11 protein-coding genes and 1 tRNA gene are annotated in these 26,644 nt (G+C 64.1%); 4 read left to right on the plus strand and 8 right to left on the minus strand.

Features of this window, described 5'->3' with window-relative positions; translation table 11 throughout:
* Positions 1–248: 248 nt before the first annotated feature.
* Positions 249–2,066, minus strand: coding sequence for a cellulase family glycosylhydrolase (locus tag VF629_RS18875; RefSeq protein ID WP_331060058.1), 1,818 nt, complete (start codon positions 2,064–2,066; stop codon positions 249–251).
* 280 nt (positions 2,067–2,346) lie between these two features.
* Here VF629_RS18875 and VF629_RS18880 point away from each other — a divergent pair, with 280 nt between their 5' ends.
* Positions 2,347–2,523, plus strand: a complete 177-nt coding sequence (locus VF629_RS18880; RefSeq protein ID WP_331060059.1) for a hypothetical protein — start codon at positions 2,347–2,349, stop codon at positions 2,521–2,523.
* Positions 2,524–2,672: 149 nt separating this feature from the next.
* Here the strand turns inward: VF629_RS18880 and VF629_RS18885 are convergent, their stop codons facing one another.
* Positions 2,673–3,041, minus strand: coding sequence for a hypothetical protein (locus VF629_RS18885; protein ID WP_331060060.1), 369 nt, complete (start codon positions 3,039–3,041; stop codon positions 2,673–2,675).
* A 147-nt stretch (positions 3,042–3,188) separates the two neighbouring features.
* Here VF629_RS18885 and VF629_RS18890 point away from each other — a divergent pair, with 147 nt between their 5' ends.
* A complete protein-coding gene (locus VF629_RS18890) occupies positions 3,189–5,591 on the plus strand; it encodes a B12-binding domain-containing radical SAM protein (protein WP_331060061.1) in 2,403 nt (800 codons plus the stop codon).
* Positions 5,592–5,621: 30 nt separating this feature from the next.
* Here VF629_RS18890 and VF629_RS18895 read toward each other — a convergent pair whose 3' ends face one another.
* The 3 genes from VF629_RS18895 to VF629_RS18905 are packed head-to-tail and all read right to left on the minus strand — an operon-like array spanning position 5,622 to position 7,541.
* Positions 5,622–6,674 (minus strand): hypothetical protein, encoded by a 1,053-nt coding sequence (locus VF629_RS18895; protein ID WP_331060062.1) that lies wholly within the window; start codon positions 6,672–6,674, stop codon positions 5,622–5,624.
* A 22-nt stretch (positions 6,675–6,696) separates the two neighbouring features.
* The gene (locus VF629_RS18900; protein ID WP_331060063.1) at positions 6,697–7,242 is read right to left on the minus strand and encodes a GNAT family N-acetyltransferase; all 546 of its coding nucleotides are present in this window, start codon (positions 7,240–7,242) and stop codon (positions 6,697–6,699) included.
* Positions 7,243–7,271: 29 nt separating this feature from the next.
* Positions 7,272–7,541, minus strand: coding sequence for a hypothetical protein (locus tag VF629_RS18905; protein ID WP_331060064.1), 270 nt, complete (start codon positions 7,539–7,541; stop codon positions 7,272–7,274).
* A 101-nt stretch (positions 7,542–7,642) separates the two neighbouring features.
* Here VF629_RS18905 and VF629_RS18910 point away from each other — a divergent pair.
* Positions 7,643–7,715, plus strand: a tRNA-Gly gene (locus VF629_RS18910).
* A 960-nt stretch (positions 7,716–8,675) separates the two neighbouring features.
* Here VF629_RS18910 and VF629_RS18915 read toward each other — a convergent pair.
* From VF629_RS18915 to VF629_RS18925, 3 genes are all read right to left on the minus strand, one after another.
* Positions 8,676–18,248: a CARDB domain-containing protein gene (locus VF629_RS18915; protein ID WP_331060065.1), complete on the minus strand. Its 9,573-nt coding sequence runs from the start codon at positions 18,246–18,248 to the stop codon at positions 8,676–8,678.
* A gap of 36 nt (positions 18,249–18,284) precedes the next feature.
* Positions 18,285–19,322: a hypothetical protein gene (locus VF629_RS18920; protein WP_331060066.1), complete on the minus strand. Its 1,038-nt coding sequence runs from the start codon at positions 19,320–19,322 to the stop codon at positions 18,285–18,287.
* A 784-nt stretch (positions 19,323–20,106) separates the two neighbouring features.
* Entirely contained in the window at positions 20,107–24,384 is a 4,278-nt protein-coding gene (locus tag VF629_RS18925) for a two-component regulator propeller domain-containing protein (protein ID WP_331060067.1), read from the minus strand.
* 263 nt (positions 24,385–24,647) lie between these two features.
* Between VF629_RS18925 and VF629_RS18930 the strand changes: the two genes are divergently transcribed.
* On the plus strand, positions 24,648–26,570 hold the full coding sequence (locus VF629_RS18930) for a glycoside hydrolase family 35 protein (RefSeq protein WP_331060068.1): 1,923 nt from the start codon (positions 24,648–24,650) through the stop codon (positions 26,568–26,570).
* Positions 26,571–26,644 lie beyond the last annotated feature (74 nt).

Below are 26,644 nucleotides of genomic sequence, written 5' to 3' on the forward strand. Positions count from 1 at the left end.
CCCCCCCCCCCCCCCCCCCCCCCCCCCCCCCCCCCCCCCCCACACCGCTCTAGGCTTCAAGTACCCCTCTACTGGTTTCCCCAAAGCGAACGGTCATGCTTCGACTGCGCTCAGCATGACCGTTCGCTTTGGGGAAGTAAATTTTCCAAATAAGCTTTTGGGCGGCGCCGTAACACCGCCGCCGCAGCCACTATGCAAAAAGCCCTGGAGGAAGTCCAGGGCTTTCACCATTTACCCGAAAAGGCACGCTATTTCTTGGAAACCCGCATGGTTTTGACGCCGTTGGCGCCCTGCACGCGCAGCACGAACAAACCCGCCGCCAGCCGTTGGCCCACGGTGACCTCGTTGGTGCCCTGGCCCCGGTCCACCACGCGGCCCAGCCCGTCGATGATGCTGTACGTGAAGGCGCCCAACTCCCGCACCGTAAACGTGCTTTGGGAAGGGTTGGGGTACACCGACGTGTTGCTACCGGCGTCCACCTGGTCGGTATCGGCCGTGCGGGCCGCGCTCAGGGCCACAAACTGGAAGCTCTGGTTGCTGCCCGTGCCGCAAGTCCACTGGTTGATGGCCACTCCGTCGGTGGTAGACGCGCCCGGCACGTCCACGCACTTGTTGCTGGCCACCGACACGATGTGGTAGTAGCCGCTGCCCACGCTTTCGATGCGCCACCGCTGGTTGTTACCGCCCGAGTAAGTCCACTGGTTGATGTCGCCGCCGTCGGCGGTGGAAGAGCCCGACAAATCCATGGCCTTGCCGCTGTGCACGGCCCGGATGCTGTAGGCCCCGCTGCCCAACGACACCACGTTCCATTGCTGGTTGGTGGCGCCGGAGTTGGTGTATTGGGTGATGTCGGCGCCATCGACCGTCGAGCCGCCGGCCACGCCCAGCACTTTGCCGCTGTGCCGCGCCACAATGCGGTAGCGGCCGTTGGCTAGGGTGCCCGTGGCCGGTGGCGTAGTAGTGGTGCCAGGGTATTTGGCGCGCAGTTCCGAGCGCACGAACAGGCCCGACTGCTTGATTTGGCTCGTGGTCCAGCCCCCGTTCTCGCTTGCGCCCGACACCAGGGCAGCCGACGACTCCGGGATATCGGCCACCGACCAGTTGGCGTGGCTAATCTTGTTCTGGTCCATGAACGTGTACCAATTGCGGGTTTCGGCTTCGTTCACGGTGCCTTTGCCGCTGGCGTCGGTGGTGCCGTACTCGGTCACAAACAGCGCCGCGTTGTTGTCTAGGGCCCGTTGCGCCGCGGCGCGCAGGCCGCTGTTGTGCGTGTTGGCGTAAAAGTGCAGGGTGTAGGCCAGGTTCGAGCCGGCCACTTTGTTGGCGGCCGCTTCGTCCACGCGCTGCGAGTAGAAGCCGGTGCCCAGGATGATGATGTTGTCGGGGTCGTACTGGCGGATGGTGCTCACCAGGGTTTGGTGGTAGGGCTTGATGACGTTGGCCCACGACACGTCGAGCGGCTCGTTCCAGGTTTCGTACAGGATGTTGGGGCTGGCCCCGTACTTCTGGGCCACGGCCCGGAAGAAAGTTTGCGCCTGGGTGCGGTAAGCTGCGGCGTCGTGCACGTGGAAGTCCACAATCACGTAGATGCCTAGGCTAATGGCCGCGTCAATCACCGTGAACACCTTGGCCTGCTCGGCGGCGGGGTTGGTGGCGTAGCCGCCCACGTCCACGGCCATGGCGGCCCGCACCACGGTCACCCGCCAGTCGTCGCGCAGCCATTTCACGGTGTTGTAGTTGTAGTATTTGGGCACCCACTGGCTCCAGTAAAGCGACATGCCGCGCAGTTGGATGGCGGTACCGGTCTTGTCCACAATGCGGTTGCCGCTCACCCGCAGCTGCCCGTAGCGCTCCACAATGGTTTGCGCCTGACTTACACAAACGTTTGCGAAAAGCAGCAAAAAAGCAAGCGCCAGGCCGCGCCCGCACTTTGCCAGCAGGGAAAATGCCAGGCTAGAAGCGGCGGGGCTCTGCGCAGCGCCGGGAATGGACGACGAACGGCGCTGCGCGTTCGTCGGACCGGTTTGGGAAGGGGAGTGCCCTTGAAGCGGGAATAATTTCTGCATAGTAGAAGAAATGGTTGGTGAAAAAAAGGAAACAAGTGATGACGTTGGATAGTAAAACCGCACCCTCCGCGTTTTGGCCGCAAAGCAACGTCCGCCGCGCTGCTTGATTTGGATATCGCAATGACGGAAATCATGACATGAAAAATGGTACAGAATTCAGGCGTTTAGGAGGTGTCTGATTTTTTGCTGGTCGCATTGCGTTTGCGTTTGGCACCGGATGGTCGAAGCCTCCCTTCCGGGCCAACCGAACCCTCCTTTCCAGAGCCAAATCGCCGACCAAATGCGCTACAGTTCCGGCCAGCACCAATACAATCAGTTCCGCCAGATGACCGGCTGCTCCATGAGCAACTTCCGCCGCCTGATGCTGCCCGAACGGGTGTCGTCCGACTCCTTGGCGAAGGCGACTGCTCAAACGTGCTTGTCATTGCGAGCGCAGCGCAGCAATTCGTCCTGCTAAAGCGACCAACCTAATGATGTAGCAAGCCCCGGCACTGGGCAGTACTGGGGCTTGTTATGTATTTGAGCTTACACAAGCTAAAGGCTGGTCGAGGGAACAGAACGGATGGCCACGGCCTGCAGTCTAGCAATGGCAAATTCTTCGGTTTCTTACTGCTGGTTTTTAAGCACGGAAGCTATTACGAAGAAAAGACCCATGCTGCTCCCAACATATAGGATGACGACAAGCGCCGGGGGCACCCGCGGGGGCCTGCGCTGCTCCCGCAAGGTGTATTTTGCCATGATGATGGGGGGCCTTGCTTTAAAATAGAGCCGGACGAAAAAGACCGAGGCCAGCAGAAAAAGTGTCGATGCGTAGGCAGGACAGGGCAGCCCTATTTTTTTGAGCATCAAGGAAACGGTGAGCACATGGAACGAGAGCACCAGGCTAACCACGCAAATGATTCGGAAAACAAGAGGACTGTCGAAGCGTTTCGAGTGCGACGCCCGACAGCAGGCGTAATACAAGTAATCATACATGAGAATGGAGAGTAGCGCAGCGTGGGCAGTTGATTTCACGCACCAAGGTAATGCCCGGTACCTGGGCTCCGGAGGCGCGTGCTTGCGACTAATGCCCGACCTTTGCAGAAATGAACCCCGGCCCTGTGTACCGGGTTAGTTGCTGCCGTGTCTTCTGCTTCGCCCCGCATCCTGCTCCTTACCCCGCCGCTCACGCAGCTCAACACCCCGTACCCGGCCACGGCCTACATCAAGGGGTTTTTGGGCGGGCGCGGCTACGCCGTGACCCAAGCCGACATGGGCCTGCAGCTGGTGCTGCGCCTGTTTTCGGTGGCAGGCCTGAAGCAGGTTTTTGCCGAAATCGAAGCCGGCGACTTTGACCTTAGCGACAACGCCCGGCGCATGCTGCGCCTGCAGAACCGCTACCTGGCCACCATCGCGCCGGTTGTGCGGTTTTTGCAGAACAAGGACTTGACCCTGGCCCCGCGCATTTGCCACGGCCGTTTCCTGCCCGAGGCCAGCCGCTTCGACAACGTAGCCGACCTGGAAACCGCCTTTGGCACCATGGGCCTCACCGACCAGGCCCGGCACCTGGCCACGCTCTACCTCGAAGACCTCGCCGACCTCATCAAGGAAACCGTGGGCCCGCACTTCGGCTTCTCGCGCTATGCTGAGAAGCTGGCGCTGTCCGCCACCAGTTTCGAGCCGCTGCACGAGGCCCTGGAAGCAGCGCCTAACCTGCTCGACCGCCTGCTGCTCGATGAACTAGAGCAACTCCTGGCCCGCGTGCAGCCCGATGTGGTCGGCTTCACGGTGCCATTTCCAGGCAACCTGTACGGGGCGTTGCGGCTGGCCAAGCGCATTAAGGAAATCAGCCCGGCCACGGCGACCATCATGGGCGGCGGCTATCCTAATACCGAACTGCGAACCATTCAGGAACCGCTTTTTTTCGATTACGTCGACTACTTGACGTTGGATGATGGTGAGGGGCCGTGGCTGCGGCTGCTGGAGTACTTAGCTGCGCAAAAAGAACGTCAGGCGGCGTGGGCGTTAACCTCACCCCCTGACCCCCTCTCCCAAAAAGAGGGGGCACCGGACTTGCTCCCAGCGGAATCGCCCTCACGAGCCGGTGCCCCCTCTTTTTGGGAGAGGGGGTCAGGGGGTGAGGTTTTGGCGTCGGGCGGAGCCGAGGACGAAGTCCATTGCGCGCTGCAGTCGGTGCTGTACAGCCCGCCCAGCCGCGACCAGCTTCAGCGTACCTTTCTGCGCAACGAGCAGGGGCAAATTGAGTACATCAACCACCCGTACCCCGACGTGCCCCACCACGAAGTGGGCACGCCCGACTACTCCGACCTGCCCCTGACCGAGTACCTCTCGGTGCTGGAAGTGCTGAACCCCATGCACCGCCTGTGGAGCGATGGCCGCTGGAACAAGCTCACCGTGGCCCACGGCTGCTACTGGAAGCGCTGCTCGTTCTGCGACGTCACGCTGGACTACATCGCTCGCTACGAAACCGCGCCCAGCACCCTGCTGGTCGGCCGCATCGAGCAGATTATCCAGCAAACCGGCCAAACCGGTTTTCACTTCGTCGACGAAGCCGCGCCGCCCTTGGCCCTGCGCGACTTGGCCATCGAATTGCTCAAGCGCCGCGTGCCCATCACCTGGTGGGGCAACATCCGCTTCGAAAAAACCTTCTCGCCCGATTTGTGTCGCCTGCTGGCCGCTTCGGGCTGCATAGCCGTGAGCGGGGGCCTGGAAGTGGCTTCCGACCGCCTGCTGGCCCTCATGGAAAAGGGCGTGACCATTGCCCAGGTGGCCCGTGTGGCCGACGGCTTCACCCAAGCCGGCATCATGGTGCACGCCTACTTGATGTACGGTTTCCCCACCCAAACCGCCCAGGAAACCGTGGACAGCCTGGAAGTGGTGCGGCAGCTTTTCGCCGCCGGCGTGGTGCAAAGTGGCTACTGGCACCGCTTCTCTATGACCGCGCATTCGCCGGTGGGCAAGAACCCCGCGAAATACCAGGTGGCCGCCATCGGCCCCGAGCCCGCGGGTTTTGCCTGGAACGACCTCTGGCACGACGACCCGCTCGGCACCGACCACGAAGCCTTCGGGCCCGGCCTGGCCAAGTCGCTGTATAACTACCTGCACGGGGTGGCCCTGGATGAGCCGCTCAGCTTTTGGTTCGATTTTAAAACGCCCCGGCCCACCACGCCGCGCCACTTGGTGCAGCAGGCCCTACAAGCCCCCGACAAGCCCGACGTGGCCCGGCCAAACCAGCGCCTGTTCTGGCTGGGCAACGCGCCGGAACTTCGCATTGAGCCGGGCAAAAAAGGCTCCCGGGCTATTCTTACCTGCTACGAGCAGGCCGAAGACTTTGAAGTGAAAACCAGCGAAGCGGCGGGCCGGTGGCTGCATCAGCTGCTCACCCAGCTCAGCCAGGACTACGACACCAAAGTGCTGCTGAAAGAAGCTGCCGCCAGCTTCCCGGCCGCCGAGGGCTCTTTCGAGGCTTTCACCCAAGGCCCCGCGTGGCGCCTGTTGCGCGAGAAAGGCTTGTTGCTGCTGTAAGCAACGCCGCGGCTCACCGCAGGGGCCTGCTTAGCGCCCGCGCAGCCACTCCATCAGCTCCATGGGCAGCCCCGTGGCAAAGCGCGGGCTTAGCCCCTCGCCCACGAATAAGTCGGTGCCGGCGGCCCGATAGGTGCGAATGGTGATGCCGCGTCGCCCGCCAAACGCATTGCGCAGCGCGGTTGCGCGTTGGGTGGCGCTGGGCCCGCCGTAAAGCCCCAGAAGCGGCAGCTTGCGGTTTTTCAACTCTCTAAGGGCCGCCTGGCTCGCGGCATCAAGTTCCGGGTTTTGGGCAATGGCAAAGGCGACGCGGGGCGCGTTGGCGGCCGTGAGCACCTGGGGGAGCACGGCCGCGCGCGGGCCGGCGGCCCAGGCGCCCACGTCGGCCGTGTCGGCGCCGGCGGTGTTGCGCAGCAGGCGCACGGCCGCTTGCACGCGCGGCCCTTCGTCGGCCGCTGTGGCCGAGTCGGCCGCGGGCAGCACCAGCACAATGACGCCTTCCCGCGCGAGGGCATCGGCCCAGAGCGCGGCGGCGGGGGCCGTGGCCGCGTCCGGCAGCAAGGCCAGGGCCGTGCCCAGCGTGCCGGTGTCAGAAGGCGCAAAAAGCCAGGCCGTGCCGTTGGGCTGCGGTACTTCTTCCACGCGGTAGGTGCTGGGGGTGGGCATGCCGCGTTTGAGCAGAATGATGGTGGCCTTGGTCGAGTCCAGGGCGAGCGAGCCCCGCCAGAAATCCCCGTCCAGCGTCAGGGTCAGCGTTTGGTTGGGCCGGGCTGGCCGCGTGAGCCGAAGCTGGTTGTTGCTGAAGAGCATTGTGTCGGCCACGAAGCTGAGCGTGCTGGCGTTGGGCACGGTGAATTCGGCCTCGTAGTGCCCGGGGCTGGGGTGCCGGATGTCGAGGGCGGTGCGCAGCTCGGGCTGTCCCGTCACGCTGAGGCTGCCTTCGTAGTGGCCCACGGGCGGCGGGCTGGCTGTTGCTGCCGATTCGCGCTGCGGCTGGCAGGCCGCCAAAAGAGCCCACAGCAAGGCTCCGGCGTACGTTATTGAGTGGCCGCGGCCGGGGAGGAAGTGCGTCAATGCGGGCATAGGCATTGCCAAAAGTAACCAGTTAGCGTCCGGCCATGCCTTTGCGCAAAATCAAGTCTGTTTGCACGTCTTGGCCCAGTCGAAATTCGTGCTGGCCAATTAGGCGGAAGCCAAACCGCTGGTAGAAAGCCCGCGCCTTGTCGTTCTTCTCCCACACGCCCAGCACCACCGCCGAGCAGTGCAGTTGTTCGGCCAGCGCCAAAATGCTCCGCATCAGCGCCGCGCCCAGGCCGGTGCCTTGCCAGTCGTCGCGCACGTACAGCCGTTCAATTTCGAGGCGGCCGGCCGGGTCCTGGCCTTCTGACAAGCCGAGGGCCGAGTTGTCGCGCAGCTTGGCGTAGCCCACCAGCTCGGCTTGCATGTGGGCCAGCAGAAAGGTGTTTTCCCGGTCCTGCAGCTCGGCCAGTTGAATTTCGGGGCCGAAGTTCTCGGCCAGGTGGGCAGCCATGTCTGCGGCCGCGTTGGTGGCCGCGAAGGTGGCCTGAAACGTTTGGCGGCCCAGGTCGGCGAGTTGGGTGGCGGTGGGGAGGTTGGCCTTGGCCAGCGAGATGCGCAGGGGGGATGACATGGGGCAAAGGTCGAGGAAAGCCGGCCTATCTACAGCATGCCGTTCGGGTTGGGGTTGTGGCCCTGCTCGTCGCCGCGCCGCATGCGCAGGCCCATGCGCACCAGCAGCCCGCTCGCCAGCAGTCCCACCAAGTTGACGCTCAGCGTCACGGCCGACGGATTTTGGTAGCTGTCGGTGGTCCAGCTATACACGGCCACGTACACTTTCAGCAACAGCCCCACCGCCAGCATGCCGCCACTGACCATCAGCATCAAGCCAACCAAGCGGCGGGTAGGGGGAGGAAGGGGAGGAGTTGCCATCGTGCTCCTCTCATACGAAGCGGCCAAACCAGGGGTTGAGGACGTTTCCAACCAGATTGCGAATCCGTTTCTTTCGCGTAATTTTACCAAACCAATGCCCCGCGAGAGTAGCTCAGTTGGTAGAGCATCAGCTTCCCAAGCTGAGGGTCGCGAGTTCGAGCCTCGTTTCTCGCTCATTGATTAACAGCCATTTAGCATTGATGCTAGGTGGCTGTTTTGTTTTTGGTTTAAACAAAGCTCTGGTAGCCTACCAGCTAGCTTTACAAAGCCAATCGTCATATATGAACTCATTTTAGTCATGCGGTTGGAGCGTGCATGCTTTGGGAGTTGAACTAATTGGTCGTAATAGTAACTAAGTCCCTCATCATGCCTTCGATTCGCCGCTGCAAAGGCTCGCTGATTGCCGCATTAAACACGCGTGATGCTCCGCGCAAGTTGTGCATCAGGATTTGGGGCTTAGCGCATGGAGCTTTACGGCCCCACGCATCCGGGAGCAGGGGCGTAGCCTAGCAGTGCGAGCGTCGGCGGCTGGATTAAATTGAAAAAGCAAGGTTGGGCAGGGCCACCGGCGCCGCAAAGAGGTGTCAGAAAGGAAAAGAATGACGGCGCTTAAGTAGCCCAAATTCGTCTCTTCTTTCTGGTCGCGATGCCTGCGCGTAATAACGCTATACTCACCGGCATAGAGCTATTCTATAGCAATATCGCAGCCGAGAATAAAGCGGTGAAAAACTGTACTTCAATCGACGTTGTCTTTTTTATTTCACTAGCGCTATTTCGATAGAGTAAGATGACTCACTGGCAGCCTGATGACGCGTCTAAGGGGTTGGTAGCGTTGGGGTGTTGGATGGTGGCGGCGCGTTGGTCGAATTCGTTCATGGACGGGCGGAGTTTTACAAAGGGAAAAGTAGGGTACCCCACTTGCCTATTCAGCAAAACGGTCCGAAGAGAAAAACAAGCCTTCATGAAGGCAAGCGAATATTCGTCTTCCACAATTGGCCTTAATAAAGAAGGTCCCAAAACGCTAGCTTTGGGACCTTCTTTGCTCTCAACTTAATCAAATAAGCTCTTGCCTTCGCTCCCGATTAAGGCCCCTTCGTATTCGTATACGATTCCAAAGGGCAGTGGAGGGCATAACTATTCTATGATTAGACGGCAGCTTTGCTTGCCGGCCCGCACCAAGTAGAGGCCTTTGGTCAACGTGCCCGGCAGCTGCAGTTCTAAGTTTCCACTAACCGGCATTGTGGTGGAGAGCACGATGTGGCCCACCGCGTCGTACACCAAGACCGGCGTCCCAGCACTCGCGCCGGATACGGTGGCGCTCAAGTGGGCCGGGTTGGGCCACACGCTGAGCACGGCCTTGGCCAGGACGTCTGGCGGCACCGCCACCGAGCGCACCGGCGAGAAGGCTTCGGAACCGTCCGTGTCGACCTGCCGCAGGCGGTAATACACCAGCGTGACCCCGTAGCGGGCCAGTTCCGCGTCGTCGAGGCGGTAGGTCGTGGCGCGCCCAGTGGTGCCTTGCCCCGCCACCCAGCCGAGGCGCCGGAAGCTGAACCCGTCCAAGGACACTTCCACGGCAAAGCCCGCGCAGTTTTTCTCCGTCGCCGTGGCCCAATTCAGGTAGGCCGTCGTGCCCCGGCGCTCGGCCGTGAAATGGGTCAACTGCACCGGCAGCGGGTTGCCGCTGGCCGCAATCACGGCCTCGTGCCGCGTCTTTGGGGCCTCCTGATTGCCGACGTTGTCCGTGGCCAGCGAATAGAAATAGTAGGCCTGGCCCGCCTGGGCCGTGAACGCCACCGACGGTTCCGTCTGCCCGGTCAGGAAAGGCTCATAGTTCACGCCATCCTTGGACAAGTACAAGTCGTAGTGGCGCACGCCGCTGCCGCCCGCGTCGTCCTGCGTACCCACCCCAATCTGGTAGACCAAATTAGCGGAGGAAGAGATAGGGCTGGCAACAGCCGAACTCGGCGCCCCGGCGTCCACTAGGTTGAGCGTTCGGTTAGTGAGGATAACGTCGTTGAAGTCGAAGGCAATGGTGGCCTGGGCCCGGAGGGAGTCGCCGGTGGCCGCGTCACGACGTGGCCGCACCGTGTAAGTCACATAGCCTTCTCCTTCCCGCGTGGAGTCGTTGGGCGGCAGGAAACCCAACAGGGGGTTGGCTGGCGGCAGGCCCGTGGCGGGGTCGATGCTTTGGAACTCCCAGAACACCTCGCGGCGCACCACGTCGATGCCGGCAGTCATCTCCACATCCACGCCGATGGAGTCGGCCACGTGGAACACCGTGGAGTAGCTGGCCAGGCCCGCGGGGACAGCCAGCGTCATGTTATGGAAATTCACCTCCCCCAAGCGGACGCTCAGCGGGTTGAGATTGGCATCGAGGGGTACGCGGACGTTGACGCGCTGGGCGGGCGCCGAAGCCAACAGCTCGTCGTTTTCGAACATCACCTTGTAGGGCAAGGTCGCCGTGGCGGCCACGTAGAGAGGGGCGCCGTAGCCGTCCGGACCAATGATTTCGTTCGGGTCACAAGAGGCCACAATCGGCACGCACAGGAAGGCCTTGGCTCCACAACTGCCTGCCGACCAGGCCACGTCCCCAATGCTGGTGCCTTTGGCGCAGTCCAGCGCGTCGATCCAATCGTCCACGATGCTTTTGCCGTCGGGTAAGAACACTTCTTTAAAGAACACCTTGTTCACGCAGTTGCCCATGCGCAAGCCGTACTGCCCGGCGGAGATGAGCGCATCTTTAACCTTCAACACGTTATCCAGGACAGGAAATCCACTGGGCGATGCCGCCAGGATGCCTATTACATCTGCTGAAAACAACAAAGACGCCTCAATGCCGCAGTTATCGGGGTTTTTCCCAATAAACTTGCCGCCCCTCGTCAGCAACAATTCCGTTAACGCGGGTCCGACGTCGCCATCCGCAGCGGCTTGGGCAAGCTTCCGGCTGTCGTTGAAAAAATCCAGCGCATCCTCGCAGCTCTCTCCGCCTGGAGGTCCACCCCGCCCGCACAAGGGCGTGAGCAATCCTCCCCCGGAGGAACTTGGACTGGAACCGCCGGAGCCGCCCGGAAAGCCGCCGCCGCCCGCGCCCCCGCTGCCGCTGGGACCACCGGAACTGCTCCGTCCCCCGGCCCCGCCGTTGCCCCCAGGACCGGCCGGCATGCCCGCAGAGCCAGCCCCGCCGGCTCCACCGGCGCCGCCGTTGCCACCAGGCAAGGAAGGTCCGCCAGGCTGCGAGGGGAGGCCCGCTCCGCCGGTGCCACCCTCGCCGCCCGTGCCACCGCTCTGGTTCGGCCCGCCCGTCCCGCCCGCGCCACCGGCGCCACCGGAGCCGGCGGGTTGGGCGGGGGTACTGCCCGTGGCGGGAACGCTGTTCCCCCCCTGACCACCGGCGCCTCCGGGGCCAGCCTTGACCACTCCGTTGCCCGGTCCCCCGGGGCCCCCCGGGCTGCCCGCTTCGCCGGGGGCACCGGGCGCTCCCGGCACGCCGGGAGCGCCAACGCCGGGACGCGTGGCCGTGAACACCAGCAGGAGCGTATCACCGGCCTGTCGCACGCTGAAGCGCCCGCCGTACAAGTTGTTGTGGGCGGTGAACTGGTCGGTATTAATCGAAAACTTGTCCGCGGCAAAGCCCGTGATGCCGCCCGCGGCCACCACTATCGGCCACCTGCCGTCTACGGCCGGGTACCAGCCCGCCAACAGCCCTGCCTGCTTTTGATAGGTGGTGGAGCTGAGGTGAACCACGAATGGCTGTGCGGCAGTGGCCTGCACCGTAAGCCCGCCGCTGAGCCTGATTAAATCCCAACCCGGGCTGCTGCCGGCCGCGCCGCCGTACTTGTTGATGTTCCAGAGGTAGTCCTCGCCGGGTCCGAACACGGCCGCCGCAAGGCCGGCCGTCTCGGAACTCAGGGCCGTGCCGGGACTAAACGTGTAGCTTCGGGTCGGGGCCGTCAATGAATCGTCCTCAAACCCCAGGCACGAGTTACAGCCGAGGTCAAACCCCACCGTATCAGCCGGCTGCAACAGGCCTATCTCAAACAGGCGGGTGAGCATGGTATCGGTAAAAGCAACTCGGTTGGGCAGCAGTGCCAGCACGGCCGGCGAGTTACTCACGTTCATGAACACGGGGTCCGCCACCATGGCCCGGCGCGTGGTTTCAATATAAGCACCTAAGCGAGCGAGCAAATCATTCTTCTGATAGAGGTAAACCGTCGGATGGACCGAAAGCTGCCGCAAGCCGTAAGCGCGCAAGTCCGCCGTGAACTGCACGGTTACTTCCGCCCCGGGCCGTACGTCGCGGGCAATGAAGGGCACGTACACCAGCCCGTCTCCGGGGGTGTACCAGTCGAGCACGGGCACGCCGATGGTGCGCCCGGCGCTCCACGCGGACCCCAGCAGGGGGTTGCCATCGGTGCCCCGGACGTTAACGACTTTCACCGTCTGCATCATGCTGAACTGCCCGTGCATGACCGGAATGTCCACGTTTGAGGTGTTGCGAAACGTAAAGCTGAACAAGCCCGAGCGGCCGGCCGCCAGCACGCTCGGCACCGTCGGCAGGTAATCCACCGACAAGGGGGTGGCCGGTACCACGCGCAGCCCGCTGACGAGCTGAGCCACGGTATTATCGGGGTTCTGCGTTTCCACGGTGTAGGTGCCCACGGGCACGGCCGTTAAGTTCCAACGCAGGCGCAGCTCCATGGAACTCGTTTGACTCACAACCTGGGCCGTGGCCACGATGGCATTGGCAGCATTACGCAGCCGCACCAGGGTGGGCGTGCGGAACCCGGCCCCCCGCAGCGTGGTCGTCACCACGCCTTGTCCCACGATGGCCGGCGCAATGCTGCGAATGGCGTAGGGCAGCGACTCGGCCAGCAAGCTGGCGCCCTGTCCCTGCCCGCCGATGCCGGCGGTGAGCGTGTGCACGTAGATGAAGTAGCGCCCCGCCCGAGTGCCGGGAATGACGACTTCCTGGTTGGCCGACTGCGGGGCCTGGAAGCGGAAGTCAAAATCCGAGGAAGTCGGGATGCGCTCGTAGGCAACGTACACCTCGTTGGACGCCGCCGCCAGCGGGCTCGTCAGGGAGATGAGCACGTCCAAGTTGGCCCCCACGCTGAGTTGGTAATAAGTGTGGTCGTTGGTGGCCAACGCGAGGCCGGTGGCGGGCACGCCCAAGGCCAACGGGTTCACTTGCCAGAGCGTGGAGTCGAGGCTGAGGAGCCGGTTGTTGGCGTAGGAAGTTTCGGCCACGGTTTGCCGGGCATTGGCCTGCGCAATGCCGCGGTAATGCCCCGGCCGCAGGGTCCGCGGGGTGGCCGCCACCGAGCGGGTAAGCTGCTGGCCGGGGGCCAGCACGGTGCTCACGGCGTCGGCGCTGAAGAGCGTTTCCGTGGCCGGCAAGCGGCCGCGCTCCGGCGCCCAGTACAGGTTATTGGTCAGGCTGCCCAAGGTTGGCTTGGCCCCGATGTTCTGCACGGTGTAGGTGAGCGTGGCGGCGCTGCCCAGCGTGGCCGTGGCCGGCACGCTCAACGCCGTCATGACCAGGTCGGACTGCGGCGCGGCCTTCACGTAAACGAGCCGGCTGCGGGTGTTGTTGGCTTCGGCGTTGTGTTCGTACACCTCGTTGCCGTTGTCGGCTTTGACGATGAGGTAATAATTTCCCTGGTACGTGCGCGGCACGGTGACGAGGGCGCTGTCGCGCACGCTCGCGCCGGCGGCCAGCGGGGCGGTTCGCAGCTGGCTGCCCACTTGCACGCTGCCGCGGTTCAGCGCGGCGGTGGCGCTCAAATAAGCGCCCGTAAACCAGCGGGAAGCGGCCGGCAAGGCGGGGCCCGTGCCCTGATTGGTGAGCTCAAAAGGCAATTGCAGGACCTGGCCAGCAAAGAGCGTGTCGGCCACACTGAGACTGCTTACCACCAAGTCCGCCGGGGCGCTGAGCTGCACCGTCAACGGGTGCACCCACAGGTTGTTGGCGGAGCGGTCGTCGTCGAGGTCGGCCAGGTAGAGCAAGTAATAGCTGCCGCTCAGGCCGTTGGGAATGGTCGCGGCCAGCGTGGAGCTGAGCGAACTGCCCGACGCCAGCGGTCCGGCCTGGCTCAGGGCTGCCAGCGACACGTCGCCGCGGTCGAGCAGGGTGTCGGTCGAGAGCACCAGCGTGCTCAGCCAGCTCGTCCGAAGGCCAATGGCATCGGGTCCGGCGTTGCGTATGGTCGGCGCCACGGTGATGCGCGAGCCGGAGCCCGCGCTGGCGGGGGCCGAGAGGGCCGTCACCTGCAAGTCGAAAGCGCGCGGCCCGTCGTCGCGCACGAAGGTGCGCTGGAGCTTCAGGCGGTGGGTGCTGCCCAGGTTGTTGCTTTCGGCGCCGTACTCGTAGACGGCATCGGGCGCGTCGGTGCGGACAAAGAAGTGCACCAGTTGATTGCCGTAGCCCTGGCCGCTGAGCAGCGTGGCCGTGTACGTTTTGGTCAGCGACTGGCCCGGGGCCAGCAGCCCGCCCGGGCTGCTGACGTTGCCCACCAGCGTGCCGCTTAAGGCAAGGGTCGTATCGCGGGACAACCTAATCTCGTCGTTAAACGGCACAGTGACCGCCGCCAGGCCTAGATTTTTCACCGTCCACTGCACCGTGAAGGGCTTTCCGGTGCGGACCGTGTCCGGCGCCACGATGCTGGTAACCAGCAAGTCCGGGTATGTGGTGTAGCTGAGTGTGACCCGGCCTGGGCTGCGGGTGATGTTGTTGTTGTCGCCGGTGTACTCAAACACTTGCCGGCGGGCGTCAGTCCAGACGTACACGTAGAACGAGCCGCTCAGGCCGCGCGGCAGCACGAAGGAGGTCGTTTGCGAATACACCTTGCCCGGCACGAAAGCACTGCCGCCGTCGTGCACCTGGCTGCCCAGCAGCCGGGCCGAATCCAGTTGGAACACCGGCAGTCGGGAAAGGTAGACGTGGTCGTACCACGTCGTTTCGGTTGGGTGCGGGGCCTTGGCCCCCTGGTTCTCCACGTCCCAGCTCACGGCCAAGGGCTGGCCGACTCCCGCGGTGGCCGGCACCGCCACGCGGGTCACGAGCAGGTCGGGGGGCGGGGCCAGGTTCACCTGCAGCGCGGCGCTGGAGCGGACGTTGTTGTTTTTTGAGGGCCCTTCGTACACGTTGTTGCCGATGTCGGCCACCGCCAGCAGGTAGTAAGTGCCGCCCACTACGTTGTGCGGCAGGGTGAAAATGGCCCGCGCGAGCAGGGTGCTGTCGGGTTCCAGTTCGTCGGAATACGGGTTGGGCGGGGTCGTGAGCGGGTCACACCCGAGCCCAAACGCGCGACCTGCTTTGACCAGCTTGGGATAAAAAGGGTCGAAGCCAATCATCACGTCCGTCTGCGGGCTCAGCACCGAGTCCTGGGACAGGTAGAAGCCGTTGCGCCAGTAGTTGCCTTCGCAGAGGCTGCCGGGCGAAGACAAGGTGCCGCGCGCGGCCACCGGGCCCCGGTTCTTCAGGCGGTAAGTCACCGTCAGGTTGCTGCCGGCAAAGGCCACGGACGGCACGGCCACGGAGCTGACGGCCAGGTCCGGCACGGGCGGGTAGCGGAGGGTGATGAGCTGGTGGCGCCAGTTGTTTTGGTAAGTCGCCTCGCGCAGCAGACCTGGTTGGACGGTTCGTGCCGTGAGGCAGGAGTCCGTGCCGTTGAGGAAGCTGCCGCACGTCGCTGCCTTGGTGTTGGTCAACACGTACAGGTGAAACGCCCCGACGGCCGTCTTGGGCAAGGTCACCGTCTGGGTTTGCGTGTAGCGCTGCCCCGGCAGCAGGGCTTGCTGGTTGGGGTAGCTGCCCAGCACCACGTCCGCCCCTTCTCCCACGCTGTGGTCGAAACTGAGGTACACGTAGTCTTCCCACTGCCCGTTGCCAGTGGTGTTGGTGCCCGCGTTCTGGACGGTCCAGCTCACGCTCAAGGTCTGGTTCAGCAGGCCGTTGGCCGGAGCCGATATGCTGGTTACGCGCAAATCCGGCAGCTGCAAGGTGGTAAACGTGCGCACGACGCTGCTCTGGGCGGCGCAGCTGGTCCGGGCGACAACCTGCCACTGGTAGGCGGTCGCGTACGTCACCAGGGCGGGCGTCAAGGCCAGGTTGATGGCCGTCACGCCCGCAAAGGTGGGCGCAGCGGGTCGGGTGGCGACGGCACTCGGCCAGACGTACACGTCGTAAGCCGTAGCGTTGGCGGAGGGGTTCCAGGACAAAATGCCCCCGGCCGGGTCCACGCCGCCGGCATTGGCGGCCGGCAGCGAAAGCGAAAATGCCGCTGGTGGCGCCCCGGGCGAGGGGCTTATGACCTGGCGCAGACGATAGGTGCAGCCCGCCGCGTTGGTCACCTCCACGGTGTAAGCTGTGCGGGTGGCAGGGCTGGCTTGAATGCTGGCCGTGGTGGCTCCCGTGCTCCACAGGTAGCTGGCGCCGGGGCCAGCGTCGTCCGCAGCCAACAGCGCGGACGGGCTGTTGCAGAGCAGCGTGTCGCTCGCCGTGAGCACGGGCCGCGGCAGCACCGTGAGCGGCTGCGTGGCGGCTGTGCTCACGCCGTTCAACGAATAAGTGTAGGTGAGCGTGAAGGTGCCAACGCCGACCACTGCCGGGCTGAACTGCCCTCCGCTAACGCCGGGACCGGAGTAGCTGCCTCCCCCGGGGCTGCCGCCGGCCAGCGCCACGGGCGGGGCGTCGACGCAGGTTGGCGCGAAGGCCGCCAACGTGGTGGGCTCTACAACGAAGCTGCCCGCACTGCGGGCCGTCCCGCGGGGCGTGGTGGCTTCCACTGTCCCAGTGGAAGCCGTGGCCGGCACGACGGCCGTGAGCTGGGTGCTCGAAACGACGGTGAATCGCGTCGCTGCCACGCCGTTGAATGACAGAACGTTGGTAACCAGCAGGTTGGTGCCCGTAAGGGTCACGAGGGTGCCCGCGGGGCCGCTGGCGGGGTCGAGGCTCACCAGCGTTGGAGGTGTGTCCAGCACAAAGCTGCTGGCGGAGGTGGCCGTCCCGTCCGGGGTGGTCAGGCTCAAGGGCCCCGTGGTGGCCCCCGCCGGCACCACAGCGGTGACGCTGGTGCCGGTCACGGCGGAAAAGCTCGCCCCCGTGCCGTTGAACCGCACGCTGCTCGTGCCCGTCAGGTTGGTGCCGGTGATGGTGACCGTGGTGCCGCTCGCGCCGGTCGCGGGCGTGAAGCTGCTGATGGTTGGGGGCGCGGGCACCGTGAAGCTGCCCGGGCTCGTGGCCGTGCCGGCCGGGGTGGTTACGGTGATGGGGCCGGTGGTGGCCCCGGTGGGAACGGGCACCGTGATTTCCGTGCCGGCCCCGTTGATTACGAACCCCGGTGCCGTCGTGCCATTGAAGCGCACCAGCGTGGCCCCGCCGAAGTTGGTGCCCGTCAGGGTCACGGCCGTGCCGGCGGGTCCGGCCAGGGGCGTGAAGCTGCTGATGGCAGGCCCAGCGCAGTTGAAGTAATAGGCCCCGGCGTTGGAAAGCTGGATGCCCTGGGCCACCGCCGGCAGCAACAGGCGCAGGCGCAGGCCGCGCACGTTGTTTTGCGGGCTGGCCAAAGAACGAACGACCCGCACCGGAGCCGCTTGGCTGGCCGCCAGCGTAGCCGAGTACGAATCGACGACGTTCCACGTGCTCAAGTCAGCGGACGTTTCCACCTGCAAGGTGTAGTTCACGGCCGTGCTGTTCACGTTCTGCAAGCTGAGCTGTACCTCGGAGAAAGGCAACAAGGCCGCGCCCAGGTCCACCTGCGCGTAGTAGTTGTTGAAAAACGTGGACCCGCTGGTGAACGCAAAGGTTTCCGCGTTGAAAATGGCGGCGGCTGTTCCGGCGGACACGCCGCTGCTCGAGTAGCCAGTTGCCGGCTGCTGGGCCGCGTAGTTGGGCGAACTTGAGCAGCCGCTCTTGGCAAAGGGACGGTTCAGCACCATGCTCCACCGCCCGTTGGCGTCGCGTACCCGCAGAAACAAGCGGTGCGGGCCATCGGCCAGGCCACTCAAGTCGGCGAGCAGGCTAAGGTTGGCCAGGGTGCCGGCGGGCGCCGCAATGGGCACGTCGGTGCCGGCGCCGTAGCCCGGGTCCGCGTCCACGTAGTATTCGGCCTTGTTCAGGGTGGGCGCGCTGGTGATGGCCGGCTCGTCAACGTAAAAGACACGGCCCTGGGTCTGACTCCAATGGTTGGCCGCGTCGCGCACCCGGTAGTACAGGGTGTGGAAGCCCGCCGGCACGGCGCCCAAGCTCAGCGAGAAGGCCACGCCGGGGGCGTTGGGGCTACCGCCGGTGATGGCCGCGCTGCTGCCCTGGCCATAGCCGGGGTCGGTGTCCACGAAGTACTCCACGGCCGCTAGGTTGGCCGGCGGCGCGGCGGTGACGGCGGCCGGCTCCTTATAAAGAATCTGGCGGTAGGTCTGGCTCCAGTTGTTGGCGCCCGCCCGGGTGCGCACAAACAAGGTGTGGAAGCCGGCCGGGAGCGACGTCAAGTCGGCCGAGAAGGGCAGCGCGGACAGCGTGGTGCCGGGCGTGGCGGGCAGCGTCACGGGCGTGCCTTGACCAAAACCTGGGTCGGCGTCGAAAAAATACTCCACCCGGTCGAAGGAGGGGGCGGTTTGGGCACGCGCGGGCACCAGGGCTCCGGCGGCCGCCAGCAGCATTGCCAGGCCCAGCCCGCAACGCCGTGTTGAGTTCAGAAAGTCCATAAGCCGACGCAGAAAACGCCCGGAGGCGTCGCCGCTTTAGTTGTTGGACTTGGTACTGATGGTGGCGTTCAGGGTGTTGCCCGACACCGACTGATTGTACTGGTATATCGTGGGCACGTTGGGGATGCCGGCGAGCCGGTAAGGCGCCGGGCCGCCGAAGGCGCCGAGGTCCGCCCCGCTTTCGCCCGTGCCGATGGCCGGGCTGCCCGGGCGCAGCTGAAACGCGCCGTCCGGGGAGGCCGTGCCGCCCACGAAGAGCGTGGCCGGGGCCAGGTTCTGCCGGTTGCCGTTGGCCGTGCCAAATTGCGTTCCCGCGCTGATGTTGTAGCTGTAGGCGTTGTTGCGCGGCGTGAAGGTGCTGGTGGCGGTGGTCATGACGTTGTTCTTGATAACCGCGTTGTCCACCTCAATCTGAGCCTGGTTTCCCGACCCTGATACTCCGCCAATCACATTGTTGGAGATGAGGATGCTGCCGAGTCCGATATAGGCCCCCGTTGGAGTGGTGATGCCGCCCTCCAGGATGTTGTTGCTCACGTTGACGTTACTAACCGCGACCGCCGCCGAGCCTGGATAGAAGTAAAGCCTGAACAAAAAGTTTTGCCGAACGACGATGTTGCTCACCGTCACAGACCCCACCGAGGGATTGTAGCCGATGTACACGTCCGGGGAAGTCTTATTGCGCTCCACGGTCACGTTGCTGGCTCCGATGTTGAGCGTGCCGGTAACACAGCCCGTGATGCGCGAGCCGGCGCTGCCGTTGGCAAACGTGACAGTGCCGGTCTGCGACTCCCGGGTGTCCAGCTGCAGGCCGGGGTTCTGCCCCAGGAAGTAGCCGTTGCCGATGATGGTGAGCGGGCGCACGCAAATTAGGTTGCCGTAAGAAATCCCGGTCGGTTCGAGGTAGATGATGTCGCCGGCGCTGGCCGCGTCGTGGGCGGCCTGCAAGGTGGTGTAAATGTTCACGCCCGCCGTCGTCAGGCCGGAGTTGTTGCAGCGACGAACGGTCTGGGCCTGGGCCACGGGCAATGCGACAAAACTTAAAATCAGAAAAAAAGCAGTAAAAAGGTGTTTCATGGGAAACGAGCAATGAGGTGATAAGAGGGTATTTGTGATGGCTTAGAGTGATGAATTCATCCACCCCATCGGCATCGTAGCGTCGAAAGGCATGACTCCTGTACCCATTAAATTGAATAAAGAAGTTATACCTGACAAAATACCGTCCTAAAACATCTATTAAAAATACCCATATTTGGGTATTTTTTACGCGCATTGGTAAGTACAGCTCCTCTCTAGACCAGTCTAGCCTGATGAAAATGCCTTCAATCACGTAGCAACTGTTTATCGCATTGGTAGCCGGCTGCAGCGCCTCCTTCTTCCACGGGCTGCACACGGCTGGAACCAAGCGTGGCTAGTTCTCCCTCGCAGCCAAGTCCGATAAGTGCTCGAGCCGGGTGACCTTTTTTAGATTAGCGCAGGGCCTCCTCAGAGAACGTGTTGGCCGATGCTTGAAAATTCCAGCGTGGCGCGGGCTTTCCGACCGCCGCTGCCCAGTGAGCCCATAGAACATTACCAAAGAGGAAAAGGCTGAAGCAAAGGCGCCAGCAGCAATTGGTCGTGCCCAATGATACAGCTTGTTCAAGAGAAGGGTCCAAAAAGTAAATTGCACTGTCGGAATCATGTTCCTACCACCCTTAGTAACGATAAGGAGGAGTTATCGGACCTTAGTAGGGGTTTGGTTACTGGGACTGGTAAGTAAACACTATTATCTGCAAGACCGGCTTGTATTGCGGGCTACAGCAGCCATCTCTTGTAAATGATTACCCCTGTTTGAACTTAGGTAGGGTGACTTTGGGCCTGGTCAGGAATCTATTTCCAGCGCATCAGCATCGAGGAGCATGGTGGTGCCCTGGTCCGGGCGGTGCTGCCGGGCATACTCCGAAGGGGCCATGCCATAGATTTTTTGAAAGGTTTTGCGGAAATACTTCACGTTTTCCACCCCCACCTGAAAGGCCACCTCCGAAATGCGCAATTGCCCGCGGGTGAGCAGCTGCGCTGCCCGCTTCATGCGCACGTCGCGGATGAATTCGACGGTGGTTTGCCCGGTGATGTGCTTGATGCGCCGATAGAGCGTCGAATCACTCAAGCACAAGTCGCTGGCCAGTACCTGCACGCCAAACGCGGGGTCTTCCAGGTGTTGCTCCACGGCGCGCATGGCCTGCTCCAAGAAGGTACGGTCCGCATCGGCGATGACCACCTCCGTCGGTTCGAGCAGTATCTGGCGCTGGTAGTACTCGCGCAGCTTGACGCGGTTGCGCAGCAGCGCCGCCACTTTGGCTTGCAGCACCAGTGGGTTGAAGGGCTTGCTGACGTAGTCGTCGGCCCCAAGGTCGAAGCCCTCGACCTCGTGCAGGGCCGCGGTGCGGGCCGTGAGCAGCAACAACGGGATGTGGGCCGTTTTGGGGTGCTGCTTGAGCTTGCGGCACAGCTCCAGCCCGTCGCTGCGCGGCATCATCACGTCCGAAATCACGAGGTCGGGCAGGTGGACGAGGGCTTTTTCCCAGCCTTCGAGGCCGTCGGCGGCGGCCGTCACCTCGAAGTCGGGGGCGAAGAGCTGCTGCAGGTACTGGCTTACCTCGTTGTTGTCTTCCACCACCAGCAGGCGCGGCAGGGTCGCCAGGGTCAGTGGCTCGTTGGTGAGGCCCAGCGCGGCGGGGGCAAGCTCGTAAGCGGCTTCGGCAACATCCTGTGGCTCGGCTTCGGGCAGTAGGTCGCCGGGCAGCAGGTGGGCCTGGCCGAAAGGCAGCCGCAACCGAAACGTGGTGCCCGCACCTACCTCGCTTTCTACCTCAACATTGCCCCGGTGGCGCTCGGCAAACTGCCGCACCAGCGAGAGGCCGATGCCCGTGCCCGTCATGCGCAGGGTGTCGGTGTGGGAGGCTTGGTAGTAGGGGTCGAAAATGTGCGCCAGCTCCGCGGCCTGAATTCCCACGCCCGTATCCACCACGGTTATGTCCAGAAAATTGCCCGTCAGCTGGCCATTTTGGAACACGGCCTCGCCGCCGGGGCTGCCCACCACCGTGGCCGCAAGGGTGAGCTGGCCGCCCTCGGGCGTGTACTTCAGGGCATTGGCCAGCAGGTTGGTGAGGATGATTTCCAGCTTGCTGCGGTCGAAGTACAGCAGCACCGGCTCGGCGGGCACATCGAGCGTGTAGATGAGGCGGCGCTCCTCGGCCTTTTGCTGGAACACCTGGAAGATGTCGGCCATGAACTGCACCGCGTTGCCGGAGCTGGCGCGCAGCGGCACGTTGCCCGTTTCCACCTTGCGGAAGTCGAGCAGTTGGTTCACAAGGTCGAGCAGCTTGCGCGTTTGCTTGTGCATGAGCAACACCTTGTCGCGCAGCCCGCTCACGGGTCCGTGCGCCCCAATAATTTCCTCCATCGGCCCGAGTATCAGCGTGAGTGGGGTGCGCAGCTCGTGGCTCACGTTGGTGAAAAAGCTCAGCTTGAGGTGGGTCAATTCCTTCTCCTTTTCGGTCTGAAACTGCTCCAGCTTAAGCCTGTTGCGCAGCGCCTGCTGGGCCATTTCGAAGTGCCGGTACAGGGCCACCGCGCCCAGTAGGGCAGCGGCGTAAAGCAGGTAGGCCCACCACGTTTTGTACCACGGCGCCAGCACCTCAAACGCCATGGTGGCCGGGGTTTTCGCCCACACGCCCTCGCCGTTGTCGGCTTTTACTTGCAGAGTGTAGCGGCCGGGCGGCAGGTTGGTGAAGCTAGCCGTGCGCTGGCCGGGACCGGGGTATACCCATTCCTCGTTGTAGCCCAGCAGGCGGTAGGCGTAACGGTCCTTCTCCGGGTTCGTGTAGTTGAGGGCCACAAAATCCACCGAAAAATCGTTTTCGGCCGGCTTAATCGTGACCGTCTGGGGTTCCGACAACGGACCCGCCAGCACCCGCCGGCCGTTGAAGGGCTGGCCCACGGCCACGGGCTGGTTGGCAATGCGCAGCTCGGTCAGCTGCACCACCGGCGGAAACGGATTGGCCTGAATGGCGGCGGGTTGAAAATACGTAATGCCGTTGATGCCCCCAAAATACAGCGTGCCGTCGGCCGCGCGGGCCGCCGCGCCAATCTTGAACGAGTTGCTTTGCAGGCCGTCGGCCACGTCGTAGCGCAGGTAGCGGCGGGTAGCCGGCGTGAAGCGGTAGAGGCCCGTGCCGCCCACCCACAGGTTGCCCGCGTCGTCGGGCAGCAGGCTTTCCACGTCGGTTTCGGGCAGGTACTGGCTGAAGGACTGCACCGCGTCGCGGCCCCGGGCATCGGTGGTGAGCTGGAGCAGCCCGCCCCCAAGCGTGCCAATCCAGAGCGCGCCCTGCTCGCCCAGCAGCAGCGGCCACACGTAGTTGACGGGCAAGCTGTTGGGCCGGCCAGGCGCGTAGCTGAACTGTTGCAGCAGCTGCACCGAGTCGGCGGTGGGCCGCAGCTTCAGCAGGCCGGCGTCGCGGGTGCTGGCCCAGAGTACGTTGCGCGGGGCATCGTAGAGCAGGTACGTGAAATGGTCGGTGGGCAGGTGCGTCCTGGCTTTGGTGTAGCGGCCCAGCAGCTTGCCGTCGGGGCCTAGGCGCAGCAGGCCCTTTGAAAACGTGGCCACCCAAAGCGTGCCTTGCCCGTCCTGGGCCAGGTGCTCCAGGCTGGTGCTGGTCAGGTCGAAGCCGTCCGAGAGCCGGCGGTAGGTCGTGAACTGCTCGCGGCCGCCGGGCCGGCGCAGGGCCAGCAGGCCGTGGTCGCGGGTGCCAATCCAGAGGGTGCCATCGGCGGCTCGAAAGAGGGTGGCCGCATCCACGCCCCGCACCGTGTCGGCGGGCTGGCTGAAGTAGGTGCGGTAGGCTTGGCTGCTCAAGTCATAGGCCGTCAGGCCGTTGCGCGAGCCAAACCACAGCGTATTGGCCGCTTCTTCCTTGTAAATGGCGTTCACGTAGTTGTTCGCATTGTTCAGCGCCGACTGCCCCGTGAGCTGGTGGCGGAGGCGCCCAAAGGCCCGCTGCCGCAGGTCCACCTTGTTGAGGCCGCCGGCCGATGCGCAGAGCCACATCACCTGGTGGCTGTCTTCGAGCAGCTGGTGCACCCGCTCCGAATTGATGCTGTGGGGCTGCCCGTCGCGGGGCAAAAAGCGGGTGGGCGTGGCCTGCAGCGGCGGCGTGCTGGCGGTTCCGGTCCGGGCCTCCCACACGTACAGGCCCTGGAGCGTACCGGCCCACAGCCGGCCATACGAGTCGAGGTGCAGCGCCTGGATGCGGGAGTAGCGGTGCGGCAGCGCGTGCGGCACCAGCGCCTGGCGGGTGCGCCGGCTGGCGGCCGATACCCAGAACATGGCGTGCTCGGCGCCCACCCACAAATCGCCCCGTCGGTCGAGGTGCAGCGCGCTCACGTGGCTGCCCGCCAGCGGGGTAGGCAACACGGGCCAGCCCGGCACAGTGGCACGCACCAGCACCAGGCCCGCTTCTAACGAGCCCACCCACAGGTTGCCCTCCGCGTCGTGGGCCAGGCCCGAAATGCGGGCCAACGAAGGCCGCCCCGGCGCGGCAGCTGGCAGCTGGCGCAATGCCAACAACTCCCCCTGCGGGCCAAAGCTCAGCACGAAAAGGCCATCCTGGGCGGTGCCCACCCACAGGCGACGCTGGGCATCGGCCACCAGGGCCGTCACGTCGCTTGCCGCCAGTTGCCGGGCGGCCGATTGGGCAGCAGCGGGTAGCGCTTGGCCGTCGAGACGGGTGAAGGCATCGCGGGAAGCATCGTAGAAGCTCAGCCCCGAGCGCTCGGCGCCCGCCCACAGGCGCTGGTCGGGGGCCACCAGCAGGGCCGTGATGCGGTTGCTCGATAGGCCGTTGCGCGGGTTGACGGGCAGCATGTACTGCTTCAGGTCGTAGCCATCGTAGCGGTTCAGGCCCCGGTTGGTGCCTATCCAGATGAAGCCGGCGCGGTCCTGCGCCACGGCCATGGCGTCGCTGTGCGAAAGGCCTTCGTCGACGGAAATGTGCTCAAACCGAAACTCGCTGGGCGCGGCATTCTGCGCCCCGGCGGCCGGCGCCAGCAGCAACGAGGCCCAAGCCCATAGCCCCCCAAAGCGTGATAGTAGCGACACGTGAGTAAGCACTAAGAGCCACCTGAAGCAGCGGCTTCCAATTACTAATCTAAGGTAGAATTAATCGAGAGAGTGGCCCATTGCCAGTTGCATGAAGGAGGCTTTATTCGATTTTGAGGTGCTTTTTGACGGAAAATGAGCCCTTGGGCTGCGCCGGGAGGCGCCTACTTTTGCTTCGTAACACAAGTTCTCGTCTGCACGCGGCATTTATTGGACGTGCCGGGCAGTCTCTACCATGCAGCCTTACCCTTCTCTTCTTGCTCATGCAAAATAAACAGTCCTTCCACCGGTTGCTCCGCCTGCTCGCGGCAGCCGGGTTTGCTGGCAGCCTGGTCGGCTTTGCCGCCCCGGCGCCCGTCGCTAAGCCGAAGCCCACCCCCGGCCGCCCCACCAGCACCAAGCCGGCTCCTGCGCCGCTCCACACCTTTGCCTTGGGTCCCGAGCAGTTTCTGCTCGACGGCAAACCCTTTCAGATGATATCGGGCGAGCTGCACTACCCGCGCATCCCGCGCGAGGCCTGGCGCGCGCGCCTCAAGATGGCCAAGGCCATGGGCCTGAACACCGTGGGCACCTACGTGTTCTGGAACGCGCACGAGCCCCAGCCGGGCCAATACGATTTCAGCGGCAACCACGACGTGGCCGCCTTCGTGAAGATGGCGCAGGAAGAAGGCCTGTGGGTGGTGCTGCGGCCCAGCCCCTACGTGTGCGCCGAGTGGGAATTCGGCGGCTACCCCTACTGGCTGCAGAACGTGCCCGGCCTGAAGGTGCGCAGCCAGGAGCCGCAGTACGTGGCCGCCTACGGCCGCTACCTGCAGGCGGTGGGTAAGCAGCTGGCGCCGTTGCAAGTCAACCACGGCGGGCCGGTGCTTATGGTACAAGTGGAAAACGAGTACGGTTCCTACGGCAGCGACAAAGACTACCTGGCCCTCAACAAAAAGCTATTCGAACAGGCGGGCTTCGACGGGCTGCTCTACACCTGCGACCCCGTGAACGACGTGGCCCGCGGCCACCTGCCCGGCCTGCTGCCCGCCGTGAACGGCACCGACAAGCCCAGCCAAATCCGGCAGCTGGTGCGCGCCAACCATGGCGGCAAAGGCCCGTACTTCGTGGCCGAGTGGTACCCGGCCTGGTTTGACTGGTGGGGCGAGCCGCACCACACCGTGCCCGCCAGCAAGTACACGCCCGGCCTGGATTCGGTGCTCAACGCCGGCATGTCCATCAACATGTACATGTTCCACGGGGGCAGCACCCGGGGCTTCATGAACGGCGCCAACTACAAAGGCGGCACCACCAATTACGAGCCCCAAATCAGCAGCTACGACTACGACGCGCCCCTCGACGAAGCCGGCAACGCCACGCCCAAGTTTCTGGCTTTCCGCCAGGTAATTGCCAAATACCGCCCGGCCAACCAGCCGCTGCCCGCCGTGCCCGCCGCCAAGCCCAGCGCGGCCCTGCCCGCGGTGCAGCTCACCCGCGCCACCCGCCTGGTCGACCAGCTGCCCAAGCCCGTGGCCAGCGCGAAGCCGCTCACCTTCGAGGCGCTGAAACAGGCGTACGGCTTTGTGCTGTACCGCACCACCGTGCCGGGCGGCGGCACCAAGACGCTCAAGGTTCAGGACGTGCGCGACTACGCCGTGGTGCTGGTGAACGGCCAGCGGGTGGGCACCCTCGACCGGCGCCTGAAGCAGGACAGCCTGCGCCTGACCTTGCCGGCCGGGCAAGTGCAGCTCGACATTCTGGTGGAGAACATGGGCCGCATCAACTACGGGGAATACTTGCACCAAAACACCAAAGGCATCACCAAAAGCGTGGCCCTCGACGGGCGTGAACTGAGCAACTGGCGCATGTACGGCTTGCCTTTCGACCAAGCTCCGGCCGCGGCCAAAGCCGCCGCGCCGGGGGCTGGCGGGCCCGTGCTGCGCTCGGCCACCTTCACGGTGAGCACGCCCACCGATACTTACCTCGACCTGCGCGCCTGGGGCAAAGGCAGCGTGTGGGTGAACGGGCACAACCTGGGCCGCTACTGGGGCATCGGCCCGCAGCAAACGCTGTACGTGCCAGCCGAGTGGCTGAAAAAAGGCGCCAACGACATCACGGTGCTCGAACTGCTCAAGCCCCAGCAAACGGCCCTCACTTTCCTCGACCATCCCATCCTGAACGAGTTGCGCGACCCTGCTTCGCTGTAGGCCCCCAGCGAAGGGGGAATAATTGAGCAGGGCGCTGCTTACTAAATCGTTTGCGGGAATACTGGTTGAGTTCG

Source organism: Hymenobacter sp. (genome assembly GCF_036388155.1).
In the GTDB taxonomy this organism is placed as follows: Bacteria; Bacteroidota; Bacteroidia; order Cytophagales; family Hymenobacteraceae; genus Hymenobacter.